Below are 13350 nucleotides of genomic sequence, written 5' to 3'. Positions count from 1 at the left end.
TATATCTCCTTTTATATTTTAAATTTCATTTCTAATCCAAAACCGTTACTACTTTCTATAATTTTATATTTAGCATCATACTCTCTTAATGTAGCAGCAACAATATACATACCTAAACCTGTACCAATTTTAACACCATTCCTATCACATTTACTTGTAACCCCGTAATTAAAAATCTCATTTGGATCCTGAAATATATCATCTAATCCTTTTCCATTATCCTTATATAATAAAATGAATTCTTTCTCGAGGGCTTTTAAATTAATAAAAATTTTTCTCTCTTTAGGACTTCTCTTTTCAAAAGATTCAATCGAATTAATTATTAAATTATAAATGATGCTTTCAAAATCTGAAGAGAATATTTTTTTATAGACTTGATTATCGGATTTTATATCTACAATGATATTCTTCTGACTCAAAATAGGGTTTATTAAATTAACGATCGATTTTATAGTTTCAGTAAGATTTTTCTTAGTTCTTTTTCTTCGATCTTTTTTTTGATTTATGATTACACTTATCCAGGATTTCAAAAATACATCAGATCTCTCCAAATCATTTAAACTCCTTTCTAATATATTAGGATTATTATCAATACTTCTTCTAATAACCTCAACTCTGCTAGTTAAATTCGCTCTTATTGTTTTTAAATCATGCACTATGGATGTTGTGATTAAACCATTTGTAGCTAACTCTCGCAGCAACTTGATTTCTGATATTAATTCTTCTCTTTCTTCGCGATAATATTCTACAGCTTTAGCGAGTGTTTCTGTTTCTGTTTGTGTTTCTGTTTCTGTTTCTGTTTCTGTAGTTGCCTTTGTTTTTATAAATTTTAAAAAATTTGTTTCCGTCTGTCGTTTTTTCTCAATTATTTCTTTCGCAATCTTATTGGCTTCCTGCTTAGTTTTTTCCTTTTGATTTATTACTTGATTAAACTTCTTCATATTTCTAGCTATATATGCTCTGTCTTGCTCAAACAAAGCTATAATACCTAATATCATTTCTTTGAAAATAGTAAAATACTCATTTTCTATCAATCCTTCACGACTAGATTTATCCGAAATTTTATCGTTCAAAACTCTAGAAATAAAAATTGTTCCCTGTCCTTGTTTATTACGAACATTCCAACGGCCAGATTTACTTGCAACAGCTGTAGGGTTATTTGCTCTTTTCGCGTCTATTCCAAGCCAATCAAATGAGTCAGATTTTTGATCACCATAGGGTCTAACTAGAAAATTATCCCTGTAAATTTTTATTCCATTATGTAAATCCATCCAATCATTTCTATTTTTGCTTATCTCTTTATAAAAGAACATTTTTTTATCTTTAGCAGTCAATCCTAGCTTCATAAAAGTATATTCAAATTTAAATGGTCCTACTTTTTTAGCTTTTTCAATTTCTTTCTCACTACTAGTTTTTAATAATTGTGAAATAGATTGCTCAATTAGAATTTCTTTTGCTTTAAAGTCTTCCTTTTTAAAAGGATGTATTTGAAATTCTTCTAACTCAAATAGCTCATTTGGAATTACATCTAAATCATATTCGTTTCTATATAAGAATACTTTAAATTGTTCTCCATCAAATTCTGCATTTAATCTATAATCAAATTCATCAGAAATTTGATTCTCTATGACAATATGTTTTTCACTTGGAGATTTTTGAACACATATTACGTACTCTTTTTGTTCTGAAGGAGGTATTAAAAAACCCAAAGAGTCAAATAAACCATCTATCTTTTCAGCGGTCCAGATGTCTCTTAAATCACTAATCTTTATAATCGTTCCTGTTTCCATATTGTATTTAATATTTAAGCTTTTTTCTAAAGCATGAATATTCTCTAATATCTCTTCCGGTATAATATCTATAAAGTTTAAATCCAGATAGTCAAATTCCGCTTCTATCTCATCTATGGTCTTTCCGGTTTCCTCAAATTCAGTCCAATCATTTTTCCATAGTATCAATTGCTCTTTGAAATTTTTAGTTAACATTTCACATTTACTTCCTAGGCGATCTAAAGCAAATCTTCCTATTCCTTTTTCCCCAGATTTTATCCTATTTTTTTTGGATTTATAATTTTCTCTTTTATTATCTGTACCAATAATCATCCAACAATTCTCTATTATTTCTTTTGTCATACCAACTCCATTATCTAATATATATAAACTATCATTTAATTGATCAAAATAAATATAACATAAATCAGAATCTGCATCGTAGGTGTTTTTAACTAACTCAATAATAGCTCCTTCTACTTTAGATACACTTTCACGCCCTAATAATAAAGCTGTGCGAGATGATATTTTATATTTCATTGTGCCCATTTTTTATCAACTCCTCTAAATTAAATTCAAAATTATTAATATCATTAGCTGTAATTCTTATAGATTCTCCATTTGCATTTATTCCAATATCTTTAACATAATTAAAAAAATCTTCACTGAGGAGAATTTCCTTCGCAATATTCAGATCTTTTGACCCTTTAGAGATAATATATATACCTGAATACGGAATACAATCTTCATCTAATTCATAGACTTTTATTTTCTTAGTAACTACTGTAGATAATAGTAATTTATGTTGATTGAGATTTTTTAATGCCTGCGTTCTCCCATATTCAAACCACTCAGTATTCTTACTCGATTTTCTTTTTTTTAGTTTATCTTCAAATTTTCTCAAATATCTTACAGCTTCCGGGAAATTTTCTCCAAACTCCTTTTTTGTATATCTTTTTAAATTATTATTTTTATAGTAATACGGAAATATAATTATTTCAGATTTATTATAATTCATAGATTTCGGACTCATTGCTCTTTTAATTGCTTCTTTTTCAATATAATTATTCTTTGTTTTAATATATTCTCCAATATATTCAAAATCTTTAATGACAAAAGCCTCATTTAGAAGAGTAGCTATAGATATAGAAGCACTAAAAAAATCACTGAATTTATTTATATGCTTACTATTTTTTTTTCTTTCTTTTTTAAACACCCATTTTTCACCTAGATTTGATTTAGAAATTTTATGATTAAATCCCTTTTTCGCATCACAATATTTGATTTCATTAGAAATTCTATTATTATCAACTAGAATTAAAGCCGAAGAAGTTAATACATTTGGAAATATTTTAAAATCAGTGTAATCTATAATTTCATTTAATTTATTTAACAATAAATTTCTTAAATCTTTACCGAAAACATTTTTAAAAATACTATTAGGAATTAAATATATTAGTTTTCCTGTTTTATTCAGATTATTTAAAGCTGATTCCACGAAAGCATAACAATAATCAAACTTCCCGATAGAACATGTTATAAAGGTTTCCTTTATAAACCTTCTTGTATCAGGGTTTATTTCACTGTATTTTATGTAAGGTGGGTTACCTATAATATAATCAAATTTTATTTCCCATTTTTTTTTCAAACTATCCTCATTGAAAACTTTCCAGTGAACATCATGCATATCATATTTTTCAGCTATACGGTCTAAATTCACTAAACACTTTTTATAATGTATCCTGTCAATTTCTATACCATATATATCTGATTCCAATCCTCTTTTAATAGAAGTTAGAGAATATCCCTCAATTATGGAAGAGTTAATATATCTTTCTACTATCATCAATAAGATATTTCCGTTTCCACAGGAATCCTCTAATACCTTTTTTCCGTATAATTTTTTTTTGTAATCTATCTTGTCTAACATTTCTTCTACTATTTTACCAGGCGTAAATACTTGACATTTTTTATTCATGGTAATTCCTTTCTATCCTACAGAAACCACAAATCTACTACTTATGATAGTTATATTATTGAATTTCTTAATTTTAATATTATAAGGGTGAATCGATTCATTTTGTACTATTATTTTCGATTTGTTAGATTATTTCTATATACTTATCAGCAAATTATAGACTTTTAGTCTTAAATGAACTTTCTATATTCCGGAAATATGTATACCCCTCTTTTCGCTTGAGCTTTATTAACCTATCCCAATTATACATCAAAATGTTAGCGATAGCATAGCGACTTTTAGTTATACTATCCATTGAATGCATTTTCTAGTAGGGTGGCAATATTAATAAAATTTATTTAACTCTGGATATTAATTTGTGAAAAGCCTCAATTAATACCTTTTCATTCCCCATCCAAACTTATGAGAAATATCAAAAAAGCAACCTCTTCAGTTTTCTGAAGAGATTGCTTTTTATCGAAATTGATTCTAATTATTAATTTTTATAAGACTACTGTAATCTAAAGGGAGGGAAACCTCCCTCTACTCCACAGTCACACTCTTCGCAAGGTTGCGCGGTTTATCAACGTCACAGCCGCGGTGCAGTGCAGCGTAGTAAGCGATCAGCTGCAATGGCACAACAGATACCAACGGAGCAAGCGCAGGGTTGACTTCCGGCAGGATGAATCTGTCGTCTGCGTCTTCTAAGCCTTTCAGCGAGATGATACAAGTGTTGGCGCCGCGGGCTGCGACTTCCTTCACATTTCCGCGGATGCTCAGGTTGACGTGTTCTTGTGTCGCAAGCGCAAAGACCGGTGTTCCTTCTTCAATCAGAGCGATTGTTCCGTGCTTCAGCTCGCCGCCGGCAAAGCCTTCCGCCTGGATGTAAGAAATCTCTTTCAGCTTCAGGGCGCCTTCGACACATACGAAGTAGTCAAGGCCGCGGCCGATGAAGAAAGCGTTTCTTGAAACAGTCAGGTACTCACGCGCAATCATTTCCATTTCGTCCTTCTGGTCGCAGAGGGCTTCCATGGCGTTTGCCGCGATACCTAATTCTTTGACCAAATCAAAACCGATATCAACGCCGTTGCGTTCTGCTGCAACGGATGCAAGGATCGCGAGGACGGCAATCTGAGCCGTATACGCTTTTGTTGATGCAACCGCGATCTCAGGGCCTGCGTGCAGAAGCAATGTGTAATCCGCTTCACGGGAAAGCGTTGATCCCGGAACGTTTGTAATCGTCAGCGCTTTGTGACCCAACGCTTTGACTTGAACAAGCACGGCGCGGCTGTCCGCTGTTTCTCCGCTTTGAGAAAGGAAGATAAAGAGCGGCTTCTTAGACAGAAGCGGCATGTTGTAAGAGAATTCACTCGCTACATGCACTTCAACCGGTACGTTTGCCCACATTTCAATATATTGTTTCCCGACAAGACCGGCATGGTAGCTCGTTCCGCAAGCCACGATATAAATGCGGTCCGCTTCCGCCACGGCGTCAGCGACATCGCCGGCCACGGCCAGTCTGCCGTTTTCGTCCTGATACGTTTGGATGATTTTGCGCATGACAAGCGGCTGCTCATCCGTTTCTTTTAACATGTAGTGAGGGTATGTGCCTTTTTCGATATCACTGGCGTCAAGCTCAGCGATATAAGACGCACGTGTCATGACTTCACCGTCAAGGTTTTTAATCACGGCTTCGTCTTTTGTCACGATCACCATTTCTTTGTCCAAAAGCTCAACGTATTCATTCGTTACTTGAAGCATAGCCATCGCGTCAGATGCCACGACGTTAAACGTATCTCCAAGACCGATTAACAGAGGGCTTTTGTTTTTTGCAACGTAAATGGTGTCTGTGTTTTCACCGTCAAATAATGCAATTGCGTAAGAACCTTTTAACAGAGTCAGTGTTTTGCGGAACGCTTCTTCCGTGCTAAGTCCTCCCGCCACAAATTGCTCGATCATTTGGACGACTACTTCAGTGTCCGTGTCGCTTTTCAGTTCAACGCTTTCAAGGTATTCGCGCTTCAGCTGAACATAGTTCTCGATCACACCGTTGTGAACAAGTGTAAAGCGGCCGAGTGCGCTTTGATGCGGGTGAGCGTTCAGGAAGCTTGGTTCGCCGTGAGTCGCCCAGCGTGTATGGCCGATTCCCGCTTGAGATTCAACCGTGTGATCCACCACTTCCCGAAGGTCGGCGATGCGGCCTTTTTCTTTGTACACATGCACGCCCTGCTCATTCGCCACAGCGATACCGGCAGAGTCATAGCCGCGGTACTCAAGCTTCTCTAATCCTTTTAACAAAACCTCTTTCGCATCAAGCTGACCGATATAACCTACAATTCCACACATATTTTCTTCCTCCTAAAGGTGCAAAAGGAGACGAAGAAAGTCAAATTACAAGGGGACTTTCAATCGTCCCCTCCCACATGTTTTTTTGGAAGATCATGTGATTTCTCTTTGTTCGGAGAGTCGCCCCTCCGGTTTGAAGAAATCCTTACGGCTGTGATCTAAATGAATCAGCCGGGAGGCATCCGCCGAAAATTCGATAACCTCCATCCTCGTCAACTAAGCCGTTTTTCGGGCGCTTAGTTCGGGCGCTGTAATTATAAAAGATGCAAACAATCCCGCCTTTCCTGCAAGTGAAAAACAAAGGCTGAACAAGCTTGATTTTACAGCATGTGCCAAGGACGGTCAATTATTTTTTGCCGCCCCGGCATCATGTTTACTATCATATTATGCTGATCGCACTTGTCTTGTTCGCTCTCTGCTTATAAACTTCGCTACTCCGCTCCCATTTCTGTCCGCACGACATCCACGATTTTTGTGACATATTCGTCACAAAGCTCTTTTGTTCTCGCTTCGGCCATCACGCGGACGAGCGGTTCGGTGCCTGACGGGCGCACTAAAATCCGGCCGTCTCCGTTCATTTCTTTTTCCACTTCAGAAATAACGGCCTTCACCTTAGCGTTTTCTTCTACCTTATATTTATCCGTCACTTTCACATTCACTAAGAGCTGCGGGAATTTTTTCATTTCATCCGCAAGTTCTGAAAGGGTTTTGCCGGACGCCTTCAGCGTATTCACAAGCATGATCGCGGACAAAAGACCGTCGCCGGTAGTGTTGTAATCAAGGAAAATAAGGTGCCCTGACTGCTCGCCGCCGACATTATAGCCGTCTTTTTTCATCGCTTCTACGACATAGCGGTCGCCGACTGCCGTTTGAACGCTTTTGATTTCTTCTTTTTCAAGCGCTTTGTAGAAACCGAGGTTGCTCATCACGGTCGATACGACGGTATCATCCTTCAGACGGCCTTCTGATTTCAAATACTTCGCGCATATGTACATGATTTGATCACCGTCGACGATGTTTCCTTTTTCATCAACGGCAATGAGGCGGTCGCCGTCTCCGTCAAACGCAAGGCCGATATCGGCGTTTTTTTCTTTGACGAAAGCACTCAGCGCTTCCGGGTGAGTAGAACCGACGCCATCATTAATGTTTAATCCGTTCGGAGACGTCCCCATTGTAGATACGTCAGCATCGAGATCGGCAAAAAGGTGCGTCGCAATGGAAGATGTCGCACCATGGGCGCAGTCAAGCGCTACATGAATGCCTGTGAAATCTTCGTCCGCCGTCTGCTTTAAAAATTGCAGATACTTTTGAACGCCTTCAAAATAATCGTTCACAAGCCCGAGGTCCGCGCCTGTCGGTCTCGGCAGCTTATCTTCCGGTTCATCCATGAGACGTTCAATCTCGGCCTCCTGCTCATCAGAAAGCTTAAAGCCGTCCCCTCCGAAAAATTTAATTCCGTTATCCTGTACGGGGTTGTGAGAAGCGGAGATCATGACGCCCGCCTCAGCATCCATGGCTTTCGTTAAATAGGATACCCCTGGCGTAGAAATAACGCCGAGGCGCATCACTTCAGCTCCGATCGATAAAAGTCCGGCGACAAGGGCTCCCTCCAGCATATGTCCGGAGATACGTGTATCACGGCCGATCAGCACTTTCGGGCGCTGCTTATCTTTGGTCAGGACATAACCGCCAAAACGCCCAACTTTAAAGGCCAGCTCTGGCGTAAGCTCGCTGTTGGCAACACCTCTTACACCATCTGTTCCAAAATACTTGCCCATTTTGTATCGCTCCTTTTTCATTCTGTTGAAGAAGAATCAGCACTTGATCCGTCTTCATCCTGGTCTTGATTTTGATCCTGGTTTTGACTTTTATTCTGATCGCTGTCAGTGTCGTCTTCCCGGTTCTTGTTCTTGTCTTTGTCTGCGTCTCCGCTTGTGCCGTTCTTATTGCCGGAATCAGCGGAACCGCCGTTATTTTTATTTGAACTTGTGTTTTTCTTAGAAGTCAGCTTGATCTTAACCGTGTCTTTTGACAGGGACCATGTGACGTTTTGCGGGCCGTTTACTTCAAGCTTTACAGAGTGCTCTCCGTCATCCAAGTCCGAGACATTGGCATACAGTTCAATGTCCGACTTTTTCAGCGCCTTAATGTTGGCGGGAGAGCCTTTGGCCGTAATATTTATCGCCTGCGATTCAGGATCGAGAAACTCAATCTGCTGTGAGCCTCCCAGTCCGACCGTCTTGATTCCGACATTGTCAAAATCCTTTTTGTCTTCACTGTCCACTTTAACATGAAGCGTGATTTTTTCCGGTGATACCTTAGTGACACCCTTAGGAAGCGGGATATCGGCATTGATATCGGTATCTTTATCAATTTTGCCTAAATCAAGAGATACGCCGTCAATAAATTCCAGTGAATCCAGCACATCCTGCGGGCCGTAAACCGTCACCTCACTCGGATTCGAGTCAATGCTCGCAACGCTCACCCCGTCCGGAAGACTTCCCTTCCTTTCGATTTTGAAAGGAAGCTTTTTGCTCGGACTGGCTACGGGAACTGTCACTTTAATGACTGACGGTTCAACATCAACAGGAAGTGCGTTGCCGTCTTTGTCATAGACGGTCACCTTCACTTCCTTTTCAATGGTCTCATTTGCATTTTCAAGGTTCACGGATGCTTTGACAAGTGAAATGTTATCAATCACATTTTTCGAACCTGTAATCTGCACGTTTTTCGGGCTGATAATCGGCTGCTGAGGGGTGTATCCCTTTTTCATTTTGCTTTTATTGTAGTATTCAACTTCCACGGGAAAACTCTCAGCCGTTTTTTCCTGAATCGTAACCGTCGTGACTGACGGGTTAATGGAGATCGTCAGGCCGTCCGATACGTTTTTCGCCTTCAATTCGACCTTATGAGTCCCGGTCTTCAGCTTATTCATATCGGCGTATATCTCAAAATTCTTCGTCTGTCTCGCCTTTTTCACCGCACTTGTCGAGCCTTTAATCGTGACATTTACGGTCTGGGGCACGCCGGTGACGACATAGTTCGCTTCATCATAGTATGCTTTTACAGGAATATCAGTAAGCGTAGCCTCGTCAGTCGTTGATGTCGGAAAAAAGGATTCCCCCGGCTTTTTCGGAGTCGGCGCCTGGTTGTTGTTAACCGCAACGTAAAGCAGCAGCGCCAAGAGCAATGCAATGATCTTTACAGCCCAGCGGTTGTTTAAGAATTTATCCATTTTTCTTGCCCCTCCAGTACCAGCGGTTAGAAGAAGTATCTCTGGCGTTCTTCTTAAACTCGGCTTCAAGCATTTCTTTCAGTGCTTCTTCCGTCAATTCTCTGTGAAGGTCTCCGTTTTTGGCCACACTGATGGCGCCCGTCTCTTCAGATACAATAATGGTTAAGCTGTCCGTCACTTCACTGATGCCGACAGCCGCTCTGTGACGCGTCCCCAGCTCCTTTGAAATAAACGGGCTTTCAGAAAGCGGCAGATAACAGGCAGCCGCCGCAATCTCGTTATTTTTCATAATGACCGCTCCATCATGCAGCGGTGTATTCGGGATGAAGATATTAATCAAAAGCTCCGAGCTGACCTGCGCATTAAGCGGGATGCCCGTCTCAATATAATCGCCCATTCCCGTATCGCGCTCAATCGCGATGAGTGCGCCGATGCGGCGTTTCGCCATGTAGCTGATCGATTTTGTAATCGCTTCAATTGTCTTATGCTGCGCTTCCTCCACGGGGGTTCCGCTCCTGGAAAAGAACCGGCCCCGTCCGAGCTGTTCAAGCGCCCGTCTCAGCTCAGGCTGGAATATAATGATGATCGCTAAAAATCCCCATGTTATCGCTTGGTCCATCAGCCACTGAAGCGTGCTGAGTCCCAAATATGAACTGGCCATCCGGACCAATACGATGACGACGATTCCTTTTAAAAGCTGAACCGCCTTCGTCCCGCGTATGACCATGATTAATTTATATATCACATACCAAACAAGGAGAATATCAACGGCATTGCCGAGGTATTGCAAAAATGGGATGTCCTCAAAAGCCATTTCCTCGTCCTCCAAGAATTCAGTCATTTCGTTTTTCTGTTATGAATTGTGCTGCATGAGCAATATGTACATCATATAGCGTGCTCATTATACCACATTTTGATTTCTCAAGTGAAATGAGCCAGCGCGGCGATGCACAAAAAAAGAGTAAAGCGATTATACGCTTTACTCATCTTCATTCGGGTCCAAAGCGCTCACGACGCCCTGACCCGCCGATTTCAGTTCGTACCAGACCCAGTCAAACAATTGGTTAATCTCTTCAATCTGCCCGGTGACTTGTCCGGCTGAGGCCATGTATTTTTCTCCGTTGACGACGGTCACATTGCCGTCGACTTTTCCTTCAATGAACAGCTTGCCGTTTTTTACTGTGACATCGCCCTTTACGGTCTCGCCTTCAGGGACGGTGACCGTGTGATTCTGCACGACAAGGTTCGGCTGTTTGGACACACTGAAATTGTGGTCATTATGCCAGCTGTTGAAAAAACCGCCGCCCATTAAAATCACAAAAACCGCTGCGGCTGCAATCATCGGATGAGTTTTGATCCATCGTTTTACAGAAGCGCGTTTTTTCTCTTTTGGAAGATTCGCCATAACTTTGGCAGTAAAATCAGCAGGGGCCGTGACATGCGATGTGCTTCGGACGAGTGCTACGGATTTCTCCATTTCATGAAAATGCCGTTTGCAATTCCCGCACGACTGCAAATGTTGTTTTAATACGTTTTCATCTTCAGGAAGGATATCTCCATCAAGATGCTTATGCATAAGCTGCACGATCTGTTCAGGACAGCTCATTTCATCACCCCACTTAAAGATCCCTCAATTGTTTTCTAAGAGCCTCTCTGCCTCTGTGTATCCTTGTCTTGACGGTGCCGACAGGGATATTCAGAATCTCCCCGATTTCAATTAAAGAGAGTTCGTCAATATACTTTAATACAATAACCGTTCTGTACTTGTCAGGCAGCTTTAAAATCTTTTTCTGAATTGTGTCCGACAGCTCCAATGACAATACAGCGTCTTCAGGGAGAACCCCGTCCGCGGCGATCTGCGAATACATCGTCAGCCCTTCTGCTCCCGCTACTTCTGCGTCCAGATAGTAATCAGGCTTTTTCTTGCGGATGCAGTCAATGGTCAGGTTGGTCGCAATTCTGTAAAGCCACGTTGAAAACTTTCTGTTGATATCGAAACTGTCGATATTGACATACGCTCTGATAAAAGCTTCCTGCGCAATATCTTCCGCTTCGTGAACATTGCCGAGCATGCGGTAGCAAAGCTGGTAAATCTTATCTTTATAAAGGTCAACGATTTCTGCAAACGCATTTTGATCGCCTTTTTTGACTTGCTTGATTCTTTTTTTAATCAGGTTTTCCATGTTTTATCTTACCTCTGCCCTTCACCGGTCTGTATCTATACGTTGATTGTTTTAAAAGGTTTCATTTTTTTATTACATTTATTTTACCAAATTTCAGGCAGGGTGTAGATGGAAAATACAGAATATACTGCCTTAACAGCAGCTTAAAAATAGTATATCTGATGAACAATCAGAAATCGAAACAAAATGCTGATAAAAAAAGACACCTTTATGCAAAAGGTGTCTGATACTGGGCTAGCTGGATTCGAACCAACGCATGACGGAGTCAAAGTCCGTTGCCTTACCGCTTGGCTATAGCCCAAAAATGGTGGAGGGGGGCAGATTCGAACTGCCGAACCCTGAGGGAGCGGATTTACAGTCCGCCGCGTTTAGCCACTTCGCTACCCCTCCGTATTTTTTTAAAAAACAGTGCCGGCCAGAGGACTTGAACCCCCAACCTACTGATTACAAGTCAGTTGCTCTACCAATTGAGCTAGGCCGGCAAATATGGTGGAGGATGACGGGCTCGAACCGCCGACCCTCTGCTTGTAAGGCAGATGCTCTCCCAGCTGAGCTAATCCTCCATATGACCCGTACGGGATTCGAACCCGTGTTACCGCCGTGAAAGGGCGGTGTCTTAACCGCTTGACCAACGGGCCGTTGTGTCCGCGTCGAGCTGACAAAAGTTATTATATACAGGTTGTACCCCATTTGTAAAGAGAAAAATTATTTTTTTTATTTTCAAACTTTTTTACCCGTTTTTTAACTGAAAAACTCATCCCTCCTCTCTTATTTCATTTATGATGAAAGTATCAAAATATTGAAGGGAATGGACACAGATGATCTTAGTCAGCTCTTGTCTCGGCGGTATCGAATGCAGGTATAACGGCTCTCACGCCGCTTCGGAAAAAATCCGCAGACTCGTAGAAGAAAAGAAAGCTGTTATGGTCTGCCCCGAACTTTTGGGCGGCTTCACCACTCCCCGCGAACCGGCGGAAATCATCGGCGGCACGGGCGAAGACGTGCTGAACGGAACGGCAAAAATCGTAACGGCATCAGGCGAAGACGTTACGGCTTTATATATGGACGGCGCGGAAAAAACGTTAGCATACGCAAAAGAAATAGGCGCCGCAACGGTCATCCTTAAAGAAAACAGTCCGTCCTGCGGCAGCAGCTTTATCTATGACGGCACTTTCTCAGGAAAAAAAATACTCGGAGACGGCATCACTTCCGCTCTTTTAAAACGGGCAGGCTGCCGTGTTCTATCAGAAGATGAATTGGATCAATTATAAAAAAGGAGAGTAGATATCATGGATGTAGCCCTGTCCTTTTATAAACCGGAGCATGCAGACGGGCTTAACGGGTTTGTGCTGAGTGAAGAAGATAAAAAGTTCACAGCTCTGCCGATAGATGTCCTGCCGCAGGCTCTTGTCATCCGGGATCGCTACCCGACAGTCATTTTAAAAGAAGACCGCCCCGTCGGTTTTTTTATTTTACATACCTCAAAAGAAACCATTGCCCCGTATTCGAACAATGTGTCTGCCATTTTGCTGAGTGCGCTGTCCTTACATGCACCGCATCAGGGAAAAGGTTATGCCAAACAAGCGATGCTGCAGCTCCCCGCTTTTGTCGCAAATTACTTTCCTTGGTGTGATGAAATCGTGCTTGCAGTAAACCATCGCAATCATCGTGCAAAGAACCTGTACCGGTCTTCCGGTTTTATTGATAAAGGGCGGCGCAGGATCGGCCCGATCGGTGAACAGCACATTCTGCATCATTTTTTGTGAAAGCGCTTGATTATCCATCTCATCCCTGCCGATTTTTCTTGAAACATCTATTCAGAAGCCCATATACTTCAAGTATTAACGACTTGGGAGGGTA

General features: G+C 41.0%; 10 protein-coding genes and 5 tRNA genes. 2 read left to right on the top strand and 13 right to left on the bottom strand.

Translation table 11 applies throughout. The features are described from left to right. Positions 1-11: 11 nt before the first annotated feature. From NYE50_RS01155 to NYE50_RS01095, 13 genes are all read right to left on the bottom strand, one after another. Positions 12-2318 carry a sensor histidine kinase gene (locus NYE50_RS01155; RefSeq protein ID WP_224988736.1) on the bottom strand — a complete coding sequence of 769 codons (2307 nt, stop codon included), beginning with the start codon at positions 2316-2318 and terminating at the stop codon, positions 12-14. Then, the gene (locus tag NYE50_RS01150) at positions 2299-3747 is read right to left on the bottom strand and encodes an Eco57I restriction-modification methylase domain-containing protein (RefSeq protein WP_224988735.1); all 1449 of its coding nucleotides are present in this window, start codon (positions 3745-3747) and stop codon (positions 2299-2301) included. The genes NYE50_RS01155 and NYE50_RS01150 overlap by 20 nt, the downstream gene beginning before the upstream one ends. A gap of 522 nt (positions 3748-4269) precedes the next feature. Beyond that, on the bottom strand, positions 4270-6072 hold the full coding sequence (glmS, locus tag NYE50_RS01145) for a glutamine--fructose-6-phosphate transaminase (isomerizing) (protein WP_159353719.1): 1803 nt from the start codon (positions 6070-6072) through the stop codon (positions 4270-4272). Positions 6073-6503: 431 nt separating this feature from the next. After that, positions 6504-7850, bottom strand: a complete 1347-nt coding sequence (gene glmM, locus NYE50_RS01140; RefSeq protein WP_007408011.1) for a phosphoglucosamine mutase — start codon at positions 7848-7850, stop codon at positions 6504-6506. Between the two features lie 17 nt (positions 7851-7867). Further along, positions 7868-9307 carry a CdaR family protein gene (locus tag NYE50_RS01135; protein WP_159353718.1) on the bottom strand — a complete coding sequence of 480 codons (1440 nt, stop codon included), beginning with the start codon at positions 9305-9307 and terminating at the stop codon, positions 7868-7870. Beyond that, positions 9300-10121, bottom strand: a complete 822-nt coding sequence (cdaA, locus tag NYE50_RS01130; protein WP_003156763.1) for a diadenylate cyclase CdaA — start codon at positions 10119-10121, stop codon at positions 9300-9302. The genes NYE50_RS01135 and cdaA overlap by 8 nt, the downstream gene beginning before the upstream one ends. 165 nt (positions 10122-10286) lie before the next feature. Beyond that, positions 10287-10913, bottom strand: a complete 627-nt coding sequence (gene rsiW, locus NYE50_RS01125; protein ID WP_003156765.1) for an anti-sigma-W factor RsiW — start codon at positions 10911-10913, stop codon at positions 10287-10289. Between the two features lie 13 nt (positions 10914-10926). Next, a complete protein-coding gene (gene sigW / locus NYE50_RS01120; protein WP_159353717.1) occupies positions 10927-11490 on the bottom strand; it encodes an RNA polymerase sigma factor SigW in 564 nt (187 codons plus the stop codon). A gap of 229 nt (positions 11491-11719) precedes the next feature. After that, positions 11720-11791 (bottom strand) — tRNA-Gln (locus tag NYE50_RS01115). Positions 11792-11795: 4 nt separating this feature from the next. Then, a tRNA-Tyr gene (locus NYE50_RS01110) sits at positions 11796-11880 on the bottom strand. Positions 11881-11899: 19 nt separating this feature from the next. Beyond that, positions 11900-11972: transfer RNA gene (locus tag NYE50_RS01105), tRNA-Thr, on the bottom strand. Between the two features lie 5 nt (positions 11973-11977). Then, a tRNA-Val gene (locus tag NYE50_RS01100) sits at positions 11978-12053 on the bottom strand. 3 nt (positions 12054-12056) lie between these two features. Further along, a tRNA-Glu gene (locus NYE50_RS01095) sits at positions 12057-12128 on the bottom strand. A 180-nt stretch (positions 12129-12308) separates the two neighbouring features. On the opposite strand from NYE50_RS01095, the gene NYE50_RS01090 reads away from it, so the two are divergent. Continuing rightward, on the top strand, positions 12309-12761 hold the full coding sequence (locus tag NYE50_RS01090) for a DUF523 domain-containing protein (RefSeq protein ID WP_014416775.1): 453 nt from the start codon (positions 12309-12311) through the stop codon (positions 12759-12761). Between the two features lie 18 nt (positions 12762-12779). Continuing rightward, the gene (locus tag NYE50_RS01085) at positions 12780-13256 is read left to right on the top strand and encodes a GNAT family N-acetyltransferase (RefSeq protein ID WP_007408015.1); all 477 of its coding nucleotides are present in this window, start codon (positions 12780-12782) and stop codon (positions 13254-13256) included. Positions 13257-13350: the final 94 nt, after the last annotated feature.

The sequence above is a fragment of the Bacillus sp. EU55 genome, from assembly GCF_038005925.1.
Lineage (GTDB): Bacteria > Bacillota > Bacilli > Bacillales > Bacillaceae > Bacillus > Bacillus velezensis.
The sequence above is the reverse complement of the archived record's forward strand: the minus strand, read 5'-3'. Positions and strand labels throughout refer to the sequence as shown.

Excerpts from the sequence above, each read along its gene's own strand:
- NYE50_RS01155 (WP_224988736.1), bottom strand. The coding sequence starts at position 2,318 with ATGGGCACAATGAAATATAAAATATCATCTCGCACAGCTTTATTATTA.
- NYE50_RS01150 (WP_224988735.1), bottom strand. The coding sequence starts at position 3,747 with ATGAATAAAAAATGTCAAGTATTTACGCCTGGTAAAATAGTAGAAGAA.
- glmS (WP_159353719.1), bottom strand. The coding sequence starts at position 6,072 with ATGTGTGGAATTGTAGGTTATATCGGTCAGCTTGATGCGAAAGAGGTT.
- glmM (WP_007408011.1), bottom strand. The coding sequence starts at position 7,850 with ATGGGCAAGTATTTTGGAACAGATGGTGTAAGAGGTGTTGCCAACAGC.
- NYE50_RS01135 (WP_159353718.1), bottom strand. The coding sequence starts at position 9,307 with ATGGATAAATTCTTAAACAACCGCTGGGCTGTAAAGATCATTGCATTG.
- cdaA (WP_003156763.1), bottom strand. The coding sequence starts at position 10,121 with ATGGCTTTTGAGGACATCCCATTTTTGCAATACCTCGGCAATGCCGTT.
- rsiW (WP_003156765.1), bottom strand. The coding sequence starts at position 10,913 with ATGAGCTGTCCTGAACAGATCGTGCAGCTTATGCATAAGCATCTTGAT.
- sigW (WP_159353717.1), bottom strand. The coding sequence starts at position 11,490 with ATGGAAAACCTGATTAAAAAAAGAATCAAGCAAGTCAAAAAAGGCGAT.
- NYE50_RS01090 (WP_014416775.1), top strand. The coding sequence starts at position 12,309 with ATGATCTTAGTCAGCTCTTGTCTCGGCGGTATCGAATGCAGGTATAAC.
- NYE50_RS01085 (WP_007408015.1), top strand. The coding sequence starts at position 12,780 with ATGGATGTAGCCCTGTCCTTTTATAAACCGGAGCATGCAGACGGGCTT.